General features: G+C 40.6%; 8 protein-coding genes. 2 read left to right on the plus strand and 6 right to left on the minus strand.

Annotation, left to right across the window (positions count from 1 at the left end):
* Positions 1-333: 333 nt before the first annotated feature.
* The 6 genes from WMO13_RS02980 to tkt all read right to left on the minus strand — a co-directional run bounded on the left by WMO13_RS02980 (position 334) and on the right by tkt (position 12729).
* Positions 334-1644: a D-alanyl-D-alanine carboxypeptidase gene (locus WMO13_RS02980; protein WP_051396053.1), complete on the minus strand. Its 1311-nt coding sequence runs from the start codon at positions 1642-1644 to the stop codon at positions 334-336.
* A 290-nt stretch (positions 1645-1934) separates the two neighbouring features.
* Positions 1935-3320: a leucyl aminopeptidase family protein gene (locus WMO13_RS02985; protein WP_034855182.1), complete on the minus strand. Its 1386-nt coding sequence runs from the start codon at positions 3318-3320 to the stop codon at positions 1935-1937.
* Positions 3321-3380: 60 nt separating this feature from the next.
* Complete coding sequence (locus WMO13_RS02990; protein ID WP_051396054.1) at positions 3381-6647, minus strand: DNA translocase FtsK; 3267 nt, start codon at positions 6645-6647, stop codon at positions 3381-3383.
* 314 nt (positions 6648-6961) lie between these two features.
* Positions 6962-9802: a protein translocase subunit SecDF gene (locus tag WMO13_RS02995; RefSeq protein WP_026878257.1), complete on the minus strand. Its 2841-nt coding sequence runs from the start codon at positions 9800-9802 to the stop codon at positions 6962-6964.
* Between the two features lie 125 nt (positions 9803-9927).
* Positions 9928-10308: a preprotein translocase subunit YajC gene (gene yajC / locus WMO13_RS03000; RefSeq protein ID WP_245601134.1), complete on the minus strand. Its 381-nt coding sequence runs from the start codon at positions 10306-10308 to the stop codon at positions 9928-9930.
* 453 nt (positions 10309-10761) lie between these two features.
* Positions 10762-12729, minus strand: a complete 1968-nt coding sequence (gene tkt / locus WMO13_RS03005) for a transketolase (RefSeq protein ID WP_026878259.1) — start codon at positions 12727-12729, stop codon at positions 10762-10764.
* Between the two features lie 351 nt (positions 12730-13080).
* Here tkt and WMO13_RS03010 point away from each other — a divergent pair, with 351 nt between their 5' ends.
* A complete protein-coding gene (locus WMO13_RS03010) occupies positions 13081-14691 on the plus strand; it encodes a CTP synthase (RefSeq protein ID WP_026878260.1) in 1611 nt (536 codons plus the stop codon).
* Positions 14692-14806: 115 nt separating this feature from the next.
* The gene (locus WMO13_RS03015; protein ID WP_034855184.1) at positions 14807-15277 is read left to right on the plus strand and encodes a tRNA (cytidine(34)-2'-O)-methyltransferase; all 471 of its coding nucleotides are present in this window, start codon (positions 14807-14809) and stop codon (positions 15275-15277) included.
* The last annotated feature ends 91 nt before the right edge of the window (positions 15278-15368 follow it).

Consider the following 15368-nt stretch of genomic DNA (forward strand, 5'->3'; position numbering starts at 1 on the left):
TTTTGCTACTATTTAACTGGTTATAAGGGTATCATACTACTACTCTAATTGGTATTTTGTTGCGCGCTGGAACCTGTTTTTTTAAAAATATCTTGATCTAGTTTCCATTTTTTAATTAAAAATAATTCAATTGTGAAGAGATAAAAAAACCTCTAGCTTGCAAAAGCGAAGTTAGAGGTTTCTTATGAGCGAATAGAAATAGATCTACTGGCCTGGTAAAATATTACCGTAATAATATCATCAAAATAATATCATCAAAATAATATAATCTAAATAATATTATTACAATTTATAATATATCTTATGATATATCTTATGGTATATCATTATCTTCTATAGGATGATAACAAAACATTCCACACTTTTTTGGCGCAGATTATTACAAGTTTTTTCGGCTTCTTGTTCATCTAGTCCTGATAAGAGGGCGCGGTAATATTCTCCGGTATTGAAGATTTGAACTGTACCTCTACGAACTTTTTCATAGGCTTTACGAGCGCTATCTCGTGCCGCATTATAATCTTTAAAGGCACCCACTTGAACAGCATGACTAGCGTTAGAGGCACTAATAATCGGCCCCTTAATGGGTTCGTTCCCAAAGGAATAATCGCCGGCACTATATTCTGGAGTGGATTGTAGTACTAACTCAGGGGTTATGGCTAAGTTAAGATTAGGTGCAGTTTTAGGTTTAACAGGTGCTGTTACCACGGCAGTATTAGGCTGTGATAATTTTCGTTTAGAATCTGTTAATAGTGTTTTATCTGAAGGCTTCGTTTTAGTCGGGGTAAAGAGCACTGTCATATCACGCGTAATTGCGGGTGAAATTTCTCGAACAGACCGTCCTCTATAGCCATTATTAAAGCTCTCTTCTAACATCGAGATCATTAGATCATCTCGTAATTGTGTGGTTCTACCCCCTAAGACAACCGCAAAAACACGATTATTATTGCGTTTAGCGCTCGTTAAGAGATTAAACCCTGACTTGCGGATATAGCCTGTTTTGATGCCATCCGCGCCGGGGAAATCTTTATTGACGCGATTATGAGATTTGAATACAACATCGTTATAAACAAAGGTTTCAGTTTGAAAGAGTGGGTAATATTTAGGGAAATGATTGTGAATCGCTATTCCTAGTTTGACCATATCCCGAGCGGTTGTATATTGTTGCTCATCAAATAATCCGTGAGGATTGACAAAATGAGAGCTATGCATACCTAACCTTTTTGCGGTAGCATTCATCCGTTTCGCAAATCCCTCTTGTGATCCACCAATCTTCTCGGCAACAGCAAGCGCAACATCATTGGCTGATTTGACAATCAAGGCTTTAATCGCAAGGTCAAGCGAAATTGATTCACCTGCCGGTACACCAATTTTCGAAGGCGGTTGTGCTGCTGCTTTGGTAGAGAAAGGGATTCTTGTATCTAGTGAGATTTTCCCTTTTGAGAGATCCTCAAAAATAATATAAAGCGTCATTACTTTCGTTAATGATGCAGGGTAGCGCCTAGCATCTACATCATGCTCATAAATTGATTTGCCGCTCTTATGATCGACAATATACGCAGAAAAGCCTGTTTCAGCTAAGACAATCGTCAATAAGCTGAAAAGGATGATCGGTAATAAAAATAACGTTCGGAGAGTCTGTTTCATCGTCTTCAATAGAATTACAAGTCAAAGGGGAGAACTTAAAATAGTATCAGGTCATTTTAATCTCTAATGATTATGATAAGTCATCGTCATGTTCATAGATTTTAGCGTATATAGTATGTAGTATGAAAGATACGCAAAATTATTGTAAATGAAAATCATCAGAAGTGCTATTACAAGCCTCTATTATTCCTAAATTTCATTCGCTCGCTTGAGGGCGTTTTTAGTCAATAATACTTTTATAGAGTCTTATAAACGCTTTATAGATCAGCATTTTGTATTTATCTATACCACTATGGCAATTTAAAATAGGCTTTAAGCGCTAGAAAGGCTGCCCGTAATCCCATCGCTTCTCCGCCTTTAGGACGGCCGGGGCGATGGCGAATATTCCATGCCATAACATCAATATGTGCATAAGGTACTTGTAGTTTAGCAAAACGTGCAAGAAATAAAGCTGCGGTAATCGCACCTGCATAAGGTACAGAACCTGAATTACTAATATCTGCTTGATCGCTCTCAATCCAATCTTGATAAGGTTGGTGTAATGGTAGGCGCCAAACGGTATCACAAGTATTATTTCCCGATTGAATCATCAGGTTGGCAAATTCTTCATTGTTACTAAACAATGCCGGGATTTCAGGGCCTAATGCTACCCGCGCCGCACCGGTTAAGGTTGCAAAATCGAGCAGTAGATCAGTTGATTGCTCAAGCGCATAGGTAAGGGTATCTGCTAAAATTAATCGACCTTCAGCATCGGTATTATCAATTTCAACACTAATCCCGCTACGACTTTTGACAATATCCCCTGGGCGCATAGATCGTTCAGAGATACTATTCTCGACAATTGGCAATAGGATTCGTAGAGAAATGGGCCACTTTTCTTGTAAAATCCATTTACCTAGTGCAAGCATATGTGCCGCACCGCCCATATCTTTTTGCATATAACGCATTGCATTGGAAGGTTTAATATCGAGCCCGCCAGAATCGAAGGTGACACCTTTACCTACTAAGGTTAATTTGGGGAAAGTGGCATCGCCTGCGGTAATTTCGATCAATCTCGGTTGATAACGGCTAGCGGCCCCTACGGTATAGATCAATGGAAAATTCTGTTTTAATAGATCAGTACCGGCAATTTCTTTGATTTCAACGGGTAAACCGGCTAATTCAGCCCGAATTTGGGTGGAAAAATTATCAGGCGTTAAGGCATTGGCCGGTTCGTTAATAAGATCGCGGGTTAAATAGTGTGCACTGAGCGCATTTTTAACCGATGATTGAATGATATAAGGGAGATAGAAACTGACTTTTCGATTTTTTCTAGCTTTATACTGATCAAATTGATAAGCCCCTAAACCAAAGGCGAGTAAATGCTCAAACAGGGTTTGATCGGATAAATCAGCTGATAATTGATAGTGTCCTTCAGGTAACTTCTGATAGGCCTCACCTAAAGTGAAAAATGGCTCAAGAGTATTCGCACCGACTAATACTCGTACTAAAATCCCCTTTTCATCAAAAAGAGGGATAAATTCATTAGCTTTAAGTGATGAATCTGGATGTAAGGAGTGAAGCTGTTGCTGTTGTTCTAGAGAGAGATCGGCATCCTCTAGAGATTCGATGATCTCCACGGGAATAGCATGTTCTGGGGAATCTGTATAAAGATGGTCTAATTCAGTTTGTAACATGAGATCTCTCCTAAGATATATCCTGTTTTATTCTTGAAGCGTACATTGATTGAATGTTCACTAGTCATATTTCACTAAAATTTCTCGGTTACCATTATTTGCAGGGGCAGACACAATGCCTTGCTCTTCCATCGTTTCGATTAAGCGTGCGGCGCGTTGATAACCGATGCGCAGTTTACGTTGAACATAGGAGATTGTGGGTCTTTGATCTTCAAGCACAATCTTCACCGCTTCATCGTATAAGACATCTTCGATATCTTCCGGCGATGGTGTAAAGCCAGCAGCATTCTCTGATAATCCAGGAATCTCTTCTGTCGGTTCTTTTAGAATATCATCTACATAGTTAGGAGCACCGGTTAAGCGGAGGAAGTCTGTGACGCGGTTGACCTCATCATCTGTGACAAATGCACCATGTACACGAATAGGGAACTGTGCGCGTGTTGGGAAGAAGAGCATATCTCCTTGACCTAGTAGGTTTTCAGCCCCTTGTTGATCGAGAATGGTTCTAGAATCGATTTTACTCGAGACTTGGAATGCAATTCGGCTTGGAATATTCGCTTTAATTAACCCTGTAATGACATCCACAGAAGGGCGCTGTGTTGCCACCACTAAGTGAATACCGGCAGCACGCGCTTTTTGCGTTAAGCGAGCAATCAGTTCTTCAACTGCTTTCCCAACGCTCATCATCATATCGGCAAGCTCATCGATCACGATTACAATATAGGGAAGGGGTTCAAGCTTCGGTGCTTTCGCATAATCAGAGACTTCATGGGCAGGATTCCAAAGCGGATCATCCAGCGGTTCACCGGCGGCAATCGCAGCTTTGACTTCATTATTAAAGCCATTGATATTACGGACTCGTAATTTACTCATTAAAAGATAACGACGCTCCATCTCCACAACGGCCCAGCGTAGCGCATTAGCAGATTCTTTCATATCTGTTACAACGGGCGCTAAAAGGTGAGGAATGCCATCATAAACTGATAGCTCCAACATTTTTGGATCAATGAGGATGAGGCGTAGATCTTCCGGCAATGCTTTATAAAGGAGGCTCAAGAGAATGGTATTGATACCGACAGATTTCCCTGAACCGGTTGTTCCGGCAATCAGAAGATGTGGCATATCTTTAAGATTAGCCACTTCTTGTTTTCCTGAGACATCTTTCCCTAACAAAATGGTCAAAGGATGATGGCTATTTCGATATTCATCGGCATAAAGTCCCTCTTTAAAGTAGACGGTTTGTCGATTTTTATTCGGGATTTCAAGGCCAATATAGGGTTTGCCGGGGATGATTTCGACAATTCGAACACTTGCAACCGATAACGCTCTTGCGATATCTTTATTGAGGTTGTTAATTTGCGCAATTTTAACGCCGGGTGCAAGATCAAGTTCAAAACGAGTAATAACGGGCCCCGGCTCTATATTGACAACTTTCACCTCGATATTGAAGTGTTTAAATTGGCTTTCGATCAGATCCGCAAGTTCTTGTAATTCCTCCGGATCGTAGCTTTCGCCTGTTGCCGGCGGATTACCAAGTAGCTCTAACCCCGGTAGTTTCCCTGCCATTGGGTAGAGCACCTGTTTGGCTTCCATCATGCCTGTTTGGGGATTGAAAGCCATTCCCGTTGTTGCATTTGCTGTTTGAGATGAGGTGGTTGTAGCGGATGTTGCTGTTGGCACTACTATCGATTGCGGTACCGTTTGATCGACGGCTATATCGTGTGATACGGTATTTTGACTATAGGAGGTGTCAGGGGATATCACGTCTTCTATAAAATGGTTGATAACCTCATTATCATCGTGACTGCTTTCGGCAAATGAGATATTAAGAGGATCAGGCTGTGATAATTCTGGCGCTGCTTCCGGAGTTTTAAGTTCATTGGGATCTTGAATGGCAAATTGTAAGCCTGAAGGTTCAAGGATTAATCTCTCTTCTTCTAGCGATTCGGCAGCAGCAGAAGATGTAGTGGTATCTAGATGAGATACTCTATTGGTGATATCTAAGCTCGTATCTTTTGCTTTGTGGGCTGTTATTGATAAGCTTGAAGTGTCGTGATGATTTTCATCTAAATGAAGCGTAGGCTCAATAGAATCTGTCAGACGATCTTGTGCCGGCATAGGACGCTTTCTTGCTTTAAAAAGATTTTTAAAGATGGATGGAATCCCCTTTTTCTTAGCGGGTTTCTCCTCTGATTCTGCTTGATTATCTTTAGCTTCCATATGCGGTGTGCGGATAAATTGATCCCAATCCTCAAGTTCACGGTTGAAGGGATCTAAAGTTTTAGATTCTGTTGATGCTGCCTTTGACTCTTGAGTATTGGCAGATTCATTCGAGCGTTGTAGATTGCGGAAAATAGGTGGAATGGTAGATTTATCATTATGATCAGTACTTATTTCTGAATCCTTTTGGGCTTCACGTTCAATAGGATTGTAGCGATAACTACTGTTTTCCTGATGTAGAATGGGTGTATTCGTTTCGTAATCATCTTCTTGCAGTAACTTTTCATCAAGCTCGATATAGGCAGCCGTTGATGCATCCTCTTTTTGGGGGAAGAGTTTATTGAAGAAGGTCGGGGCTTTTCGTTCATCTTGATCTAACATACGATCAATGGCTTCCTGCTCAAAAGGGCCATCTCTAGAACCATCTGTTGAGATATGTGCTTTCGGTAATGGTATTATCGTTTCATTGATTGTGTCACTGTTTTTTGGGGGGAAAATTTGACCAATGAGCCATAGTGTAATAAAACCACAATAATCAGCCCAGCCAATGGGACCTCTGCCAGTAATAAGATAGAAACCAACCAAAGTTAAAATGGCGAAGAATATTTTAGCGATATAGACTAATAAGAGATTATCTATCGATAGGACAACGCTTAAGAAATTAGTGAGCTCGGTTCCAATAAATCCTCCCATCATGCCACCATTACCGCTATGAAGATCGAGTAGGGCGGAGAGTGCAAAAATGGCAAGAAGAGAGCCGATCATTCGGATTGTAACCACATGCAGAGAAACGGTCAGAATATGTCTTTTGAGAAAGAGTTGATAGCCAAATCCGATCAATAAAAAGGGGATTAACCAGGCGGTTTTGCCAATTGCTGAAAACATAATATCGGCAAAATAGGCGCCTTGTTCGCCGGCATAATTATGGATCACTTCTGAAGATGCCGTTGCACTACTCCATGCCGGGTCATGGGGATGATAGCTGTAGAAGCTAATGAGCATTAGCACAGCGATTAAAATGGTGGCAACAAAAAGCGTTACGTTTGCTGTTTTAGCAAAGAGCGCAAGAAGTGAAGGTTTATTTTGTGAGGGAGAATCCTGCCGCAAGATATGATCCTTTAATAATCTTTAGTAATAAGTTATCGGTCGAGTTAGAAAATGTGATGCTCTATGATAGCTCAATAATCGTTAGAGCATGATCAAAATCTCAATAAAAATCTCAATAAAAATAAAAGATGATCAATGCACATATATCAATACGATAGTAATAAAAATAAATATGAATATAAAATGAATGCCCTCTATTCTAGCAAAATCGCTAGATGAAGAAAAACCTTTACTGCATTCCCGCGGTAAAGGTTTTTGAGATGATATTTCAAGATATTTCTATATCTAGAATGAGATGGAATTATCGCTCTCGACTAAGGTGCGATGCTATTTTGATCACCTTCCTCAATCACGGCCCCCTCTTTAGAAACAGGTGCGGGAATTAAGTCATCCCGTTTAAGTCCAAAGACATAAGCACCTGCTGCAGCGATAAAAATCGAAGAGTAAGTTGCTACGGCAATACCGATCAACATGATGAGTGAGAAGGAATGAATCACTTGACCACCAAAGATATAGAGTGCCAATACCGCTAAGAATGTTGTGATCGATGTCATCACGGTTCTTGAAAGCGTCTGGTTAATAGAGGCGTTAATAATCTCTCTTGGTGTGCTCACACGATCTGATTTAAAGTTTTCTCGAATACGGTCTAGAATAACCACAGTATCATTCACCGAATAACCGATGACAGCGAGAATAGCTGCCAGTGATGTCAGGTCAAACTCAAGCCCAAGTACCGAGAATGCCGCAACCACAAATAGGCCATCATGGACTGTAGAAAGAATTGTACCTAATGCCAGTTTCCATTCAAAACGGAACCAAATATAGACGAGAATCAAGAAGATTGCTAAAGCAGAAGCCATGACACCATCAGAGACTAATTCACTACCGACTTTTGCGCCAATATAGTCAATTTTTTGAATTGACATTGGGTTATCAGGGAGTGTTAAAGCTGCGGTTAATGTTTCAGTAATGACTGTCGATCGCTCTATGTCGTCAGTGGTTGGAATATTGATTAAAACATTTCGAGCAGAGCCAAAATGTTGTGCAACCACAGATTCAAAGCCTGCTGCTTCTAATCGATCCCGTACGGTATCGATCTCAACTGGCGCACTATAGACTGCTTCAATTTCTGTGCCTCCTGTAAAGTCTAGGCCGAGTTTAAAGCCTTTAGTGATCGAGATACCTACCGCAAAAACACAGATTACGATACAGGTCACTACCCAGAACTTCGCATATTTCATGAAGTCATAAGTGGTTTCGCCTGAGAAGATTTTAAGGCGTTCTTTGCTGCCCACTGAAAGCTTCTTAATTTGGCGACGGCCACCGTAAATAAGGTTGATAATCGCACGGTTAAAGTAAACAGCGGTGAAAACAGAAGTAATAATCCCTACAGAGAGTGTTACTGCAAAGCCTTTAATGGGGCCTGAACCGATAAAGAAGAGGGCAATTGCAGAGAAGAGACTTGTAAGGTTCGCATCCATAATCGTTCCGAATGCCTTACCGAAACCATTATTAATCGCTTGTTGCGGTGAGCTTCCTTTCTTCAGATCCTCTCGAATCCGTTCATTAATCAGAACGTTGGCATCGACACTCATCCCAAGTGACAGCACGATACCGGCAATTCCTGGAAGCGTTAAGGTTGCTTGAAGTAACGAAAGGACAGCGAGTACTAAGATTAAGTTCGCAACAAGAGCAACATTGGCGACCATACCGAATCCATGGTAACGAATGACCATGAAGACCATCACCATTAAAAGGCCGTAAACAGCAGCATCAACTCCGCGTTGAATATTTTCTTTACCAGCACTTGGTCCAATGGTTCGCTCTTCAATGATATGAATAGGTGCAGCTAATGCTCCTGAACTCAGGGTAATCGCAAGGTTATTGGCTTCTTGGAGTGAGTTAATCCCTGAAATGGAGAAGTTAGAGAAGAGTTGGCTCTGAATTGTGGCAACGTTGGCAATTTCTTCAGTGGTAATACTCTTACGAACTTCATTCCCATTCTCATCAAATGTGGTTTGTAGTTTATTTTCGATAAAGACTGTTGCCATCGGTTTTTTGATATTAGCTTTAGTCCCTTCGGCAAAACGATCAGCACCTTTTGAGTCTAGGGTAATGTATACTTCAGGTAATTTAGTTTCAGGGTTAACTCCAGCAGTTGCTTTCACAATGGAGTCGCCTGTTAAGATAATTTGTCTTTTGAGAAGGTATGGAACGCCATCTCTTGTGAGATAGAGTTTAGTGCCTAAAGGTGCGCGCCCTGTTTCTAAAGCCTTATAGGCTTCTGTAGCAGAGCGATCATCAACAATACGAAACTCAAGTGTTGCTGTCGTTCCTAAGATCTCTTTTGCGCGTGTAGTATCTTGAATTCCTGGTAATTGCACAACAATACGCTCAAGACCTTGCTGTTGAATAACAGGTTCTGCGACACCGAGTTCATTAACACGTTTACGTAGCGTTGTGATGTTTTGGGTAACGGCGCTTGCTTTGCGCTCATTGATCTCTTTATTACTAATACGAGCAATAAGGTCATTGCCACTAGGATCAAAGCTCAACTCCATAAATGCTTGATTCGTAGAGAGTAGCGTACGTGCGCGGTTCGCATCATTGGCGCTCCCAAAGGAGATTTTGATTGTTTGAGGATCGGTCACTTCAATCAGTGGCGTAATCCCCTTGTCGACTAACGTTGCACGAATACTTTCGGCATAGCTGTTGGTGAGCTGCGTAATAAGCCCTTCCATGTCGATTTCAAGTAAAAAGTGAACCCCACCACGAAGGTCAAGCCCTAGATACATCGGTTGCAAGCCAAACTTAGAGAGCCAATCGGGCATATCAGGCGCAAGGTTGAGGGCGGTGAGATATTGATCTTGAAGCATACCATCAAGAAGATCTTTCGCTCTCAATTGCTCTTCAGTATCTCTAAAGCGAATCAAAATTTGATCTTGCGATTCTTCAATCGCTTTCACATCAAAGTTTTTCTCTTTAAGGGCTGAATCAATGCGATCGACTAATGTTTGATTGATCTGAGTATCTCTTGTGGGAGAGATCTGAATAGAAGGATCTTCACCAAAAAAGTTGGGCAGTGCCAAAATAGTACAGAGGATAATGATCCCGAAAATCAGGATGTTTTTCCAAAGTGGATATCGATTAAGCATAATATGGGTTACTTTTTATCTATATTGAAATCAAATAAGTCGCAAGCCTAATTCTGCTTCAAATGTTTATCATATTGATAACATTACAAAATTAAGCTTACGAACAGAAACCAAGAGTATAACGATTACTCAGCTTTCTCCGCCGTGTTATTAGAATCGATTTTCTCTTTATAGGTTCCTTTTGGAAGAAGAGAGCTGATTGCTTGACGTTGTGCTTTGATCACAACGTTTGGTGCAATTTCAGCACTCACATAGTTTTCATCGATTGCACGAATGCGCGCAACAAATCCTGAGCTTAAAAGGATCTCATCACCCACTTTAAGTGAATTGATAAGTTCACGATGTTGTTTCGCACGTTTTTGTTGTGGACGAATCATAAGAAAATACATCACAACAAACATACCACCAAATAGAATCAAGGTTGGAACGATGCTTTGTTGTTCAGGTGCCTGTGCAAAAACAGGTGAAAATGCCATGGCAGTAAACGCTAATATTAAACGCTTCATAAATGCTCCCATAAAAATTGAGTTAAAAATAGAATTATAGCCGATCATTCTAGCACTATATTTTTTTAGACGCTCAAAAGATCATACAGTTGATTGACCTAGCATCACTACTGCACTGATATTATCTCAATCTTCTCTATAATTCTCATCTTTAAGTTGAAGGTTAGAAGCATAGCGCAAATTTTATTTGAATTTGTCAAGAAGAGAGATCATTAATATGATTTTGAGTAGATTGCCTTATTGCATTGAACGTTAACATTCAAAAATATTATGAAAATAAAAATCAATATATTAATGGCTTATTTGTCTTAATAAGTGTCAGATTTTAATTGTCTATATAGCATTTATGGTGGCTATCTTTAGTGCCTAAGAACGACCCTAAAAGGCTAGAAGATATTAAGCGTAAAAGCTAGCAATTTTTTAGCGACTAGCTTTTACCTATTTGTATATCGACTATTCGGCGAGTAGGGATTGAGCCATCTCAATCACATGATCTACAGTAAAGCCAAAATGCTTAAAGAGATCAGAGGCAGGGGCTGAGGCGCCAAAATGATCGATGCCTAATACTGCATCAGCAAATTCATACCAACCCCGTGTAACACCCGCTTCAATGGCAAGAATTTTATGCGTGCCTAATACTTCATTTTTATATGCTTTTGATTGGGCTCTAAAGAGTTCAACACATGGCATAGACACAACGCGAGCATTGAGTTCTTTAGCAGCATCTATTGCAAGCGCAATCTCAGAACCGGTTGCTAATAGCGTAATATCGGCATCTTGATTCTCAAGCAGTACATACCCACCTTTAGCAATATTTTGTAATGCTTTACTATCACGTGCTTGATGTGGCAAGTTTTGACGTGAAAGGGCAAGGAGTGAAGGCGTTCCTTCTGATTGTAGAGCATTGCCCCAAGCCACTAATGTTTCAACAGCATCGCATGGACGCCATACATTTAAGTTCGGAATTAGGCGAAGTGATTCAACATGCTCAACGGGCTGATGCGTTGGGCCATCTTCACCCAGACCAATAGAATCATGGGTCATGATATAGATGACACGTTGCTCCATTAAGGCACTCATACGGATTGCATTACGTGCATAATCAGAGAAGACAAGGAAGGTTGCACCGTAAGGAATAAAGCCACCATAAAGTGCTAAACCATTCATAATCGCAGCCATACCAAATTCACGAACACCAAAACGGATATAGTTACCTTCGCCAGTTGCGATATTAAGATCTTTGCTACCTTTAAAGAAAGTGTTATTAGAAGGTGTTAAATCTGCAGATCCGCCGACAATTTCAGCAAGATTCGTCGCGAGCAGATCAAGTGCATTTTTACTCGCAACACGTGTTGCAATGTTATCGCCTTTTACTTGAAGATTTTGTAACGCTGTCTCTAAAGTGCTCGCGAAATCTTCGGGTAATTCACCACTAATACGGCGTAATAGTTCATCTGCTTTCTCAGGATATTTTGCAACATATTGATCAAAGAGTGCATTCCACGTCTCTTCGCGTGCATCACCCGCTTCTCTTGCATCCCAAGCATTGTAGATCTCTTCAGGTATTTCAAATGGGCCATAATTCCAGTCAATGTTTGCTTTTGTAGCGGCAATTTCATCTGCACCTAATGGCGAACCATGGGTCGATTCAGAACCTTCTTTGTTGGGAGATCCTTTACCAATCAATGTCTTACAGATAATGAGCGTAGGTTTATCTGATTTTTTTGCTTCTTTGATTGCTTGATCAACTGCTTCGATACTATTGCCATCGATTTGGCCAATGACATTCCAGCCGTAGCTTAAGAAACGTTCTTTTGTATTATCTGTAAACCAGCCTTTAGTATCTCCATCAATAGAGATACTATTGTCATCATAAAGTGCGATCAGTTTATTGAGTTTTAGCGTACCGGCAAGAGAACAAGCTTCATGCGAGATTCCTTCCATCATGCAACCATCGCCTAGAAAGGCATAAGTATAGTGATCAATAATCGTTAAATCATCGGTATTATAAGTGCCGGCAAGCATCTTTTCTGCAAGCGCAAAACCAACGGCATTCGCAATTCCTTGACCTAATGGGCCGGTTGTTGTCTCAATACCATCTGCAAAACCATATTCCGGATGACCTGCGGTTTTGGCATCGAGTTGACGGAAGTTCTTAATATCTTCGATCGAGAGCGCATAACCCGTTAAATGAAGAAGAGAATAGAGTAACATTGAAGCATGACCATTTGAGAGAACAAAACGATCGCGGTTGATCCAATGGGGATTATTGGGGTTATGAGAGAGATTAAGCCCCCAAAGCGCTGTTGCCATTTCTGCCATGCCCATAGGGGCACCTGGGTGGCCAGAGTTTGCTTTTTGAACCGCGTCCATGCTTAAAGCACGAATTGCATTAGCACATTGTGTATTGATCTTTGACATAATATTTGTTTAAACCTTTCTAGCACTAAGAAAATAGAGATAATAGAAAATGCGTGAAATTCAATTATACTCAATCTCTACATAAATTGCTCCCTTAGTATTGTGAGAGATTGGATCTCTTTCTATACAAAATTGACTGTAATATTTTAAGCTATTTTATTTTAAGTTATTTCGCAGGAATGAACTGAATGGGATGTTCAGTGTTTGAATCGTTTGCAATGAGGGTTGATTCGAAAAGAAAAAATTTTTGACTGAAAATTAACGTGTAATAGTTATCGAAATCTAGCGGAAAATATACTACAATATGATCCCTGATAGACTTTTTATTCACATAAATTTCAGGGTGGGTTCATGACACATTTTATATTTGTCACAGGTGGCGTAGTTTCATCTTTAGGCAAGGGTATTGCAGCAGCTTCTTTAGGTGCGATTTTAGAGGCGAGAGGCCTTAAGGTTACAATGATGAAGCTTGATCCTTACATCAACGTGGACCCCGGGACAATGAGCCCGTTTCAACATGGTGAAGTCTTCGTGACCGATGATGGCGCTGAGACGGATCTAGACTTAGGACATTATGAGCGCTTCGTGCGTATGACTGCAACTCGTCGGAACAGTGTCAGTGCGGGACGTGTATATAAAACCGTTATTGAACGTGAGCGTGCCGGCGAATATCATGGCAATACTGTTCAAGTCATTCCTCATATTACCAATGAAATTAAAGATCGTATTTACCGTGTTGCTGGTGAATCAGATATTGCGATTATCGAAATTGGTGGAACGGTCGGTGATATTGAGTCATTGCCATTTTTAGAAGCGATTCGCCAAATTCGTACAGAAGTGGGGCCTCGTAATTCACTCTTTTTACACTTAACATTGGTGCCTTATTTGAAAGCATCGGGTGAGGTGAAAACTAAGCCTACACAGCATTCTGTCAAAGAGCTTCGTTCAATTGGTATTCAACCTGACATCTTAATTTGTCGCACAGAAGCAGCGATTCCACAAGATGAGCGCCGTAAAATTGCACTCTTTACCTCAGTTTCTGAAGAGGCAGTGATCTCTTGTGTTGATGCCGATTCAATCTATAAAATCCCTAGAATGCTCCATGATCAATCATTAGATCGTATTGTATTAGAACAATTTAATATGACAGCACCTGAAGCGGATCTTTCTGAATGGGATCAAGTGCTTGAGAATATTGCAGCGGCGGATTCTATCGCGAATATTCTGATTGTTGGGAAATATACTGAGCTAAACGATACCTATAAATCGATTAATGAAGCACTTTCTCACGCAGGTATTCAAACAAAAACAGCCATAAAACTACATTATGTTGAAGCATCATCCTTAGAGACAATGGATGATACAGAGCTTGATCAAGTGTTCGCAAATGTTGATGCCGTGCTTATCCCTGGCGGTTTTGGTGAACGTGGTATAGAGGGTAAAATTCGTGCAATTCAATATGTGCGTGAGCATGGTATCCCTTACTTAGGCCTCTGCTTAGGTATGCAATTAGCAGTTGTAGAATATGCGCGTAATGTTTTAGGATTGGAGGGCGCGAATACGAGTGAGGTTGATCCAACGGTTGCGTATCCTGTGATTCAGATGCTTGATCCACAAAGAGATAGCGAAACAGACGAGTTTAAAGGCTATATGACCATTGGTGCACAGCCTGCGACGTTGCAAGAAGGTACAAAAGCATTTGCCGCTTATGGCCAAGCAGATGTGAGTGAGCGCCACCGTCATCGTTATGGTGTGAACCTTGAGTATATCGATCAATTACAAGATGGAAACTTTGTTGTTTCAGGTCGCACTAAAGATCGTGGTTTAATCGATTTTATTGAGCTTAAAGAACATCCTTGGTTTGTGGGAACTCAATCGCATCCTGAGTTCAAATCAACCCCTCGCGATGGTCACCCACTCTTTATTGCTTTTGTGGAAGCAGCGAAAGCACAACAAAAATAAACGGAATTGAATAGTTTAGTTTGATTATTTTTCAAATTATTTTAAATTATTTCAGTGTATTTCGAAAAGATCTTACGGGAATCGTAAGATCTTTTTTATTAAGGATATTGTCAGTATGAACAAAAAACTATCAGTAATTCTCTATGAGCCAGAAATTCCCCCAAATACCGGGAATATTATCCGATTATGTGCTAATAGTGGGGCGCAATTACATCTTATCGAACCCTTAGGATTTAGTTTAGAGGAGAAAGCACTTCGAAGAGCGGGGCTTGATTATGCGGAATGGGCGGATATGAAAGTGTGGACTAATTTAGAGAGCTGTCTTACGGCAATTAAACCGAATGCCATCTATGCAATGACCACTAAAGGCAGTCGTAATTTTTTTGAGGCGAAGTTTGCAGAGAATGATGCACTTATTTTTGGTCCTGAAACGCGTGGATTGCCAGAAGATTTTATCTTTAATTTAGATCCCCAATACCGCTTGCGCCTACCGATGGCAGACAATGCAGGTCGTAGCCTTAATCTCTCTAATAGTGTGGCGATTGCGGTATATGAAGCATGGAGACAGTTCGAGTTTTCTGAGTGATTATATGAAGAACAGCATTCTTAATTCTTGCAATTGATATGCCGGCATTTGAGTAAGCTTATTTTGAATTGATCTTATTAGAATGTATGAA

This window comes from Ignatzschineria larvae DSM 13226 (genome assembly GCF_038500265.1).
In the GTDB taxonomy this organism is placed as follows: Bacteria; Pseudomonadota; Gammaproteobacteria; order Cardiobacteriales; family Wohlfahrtiimonadaceae; genus Ignatzschineria; species Ignatzschineria larvae.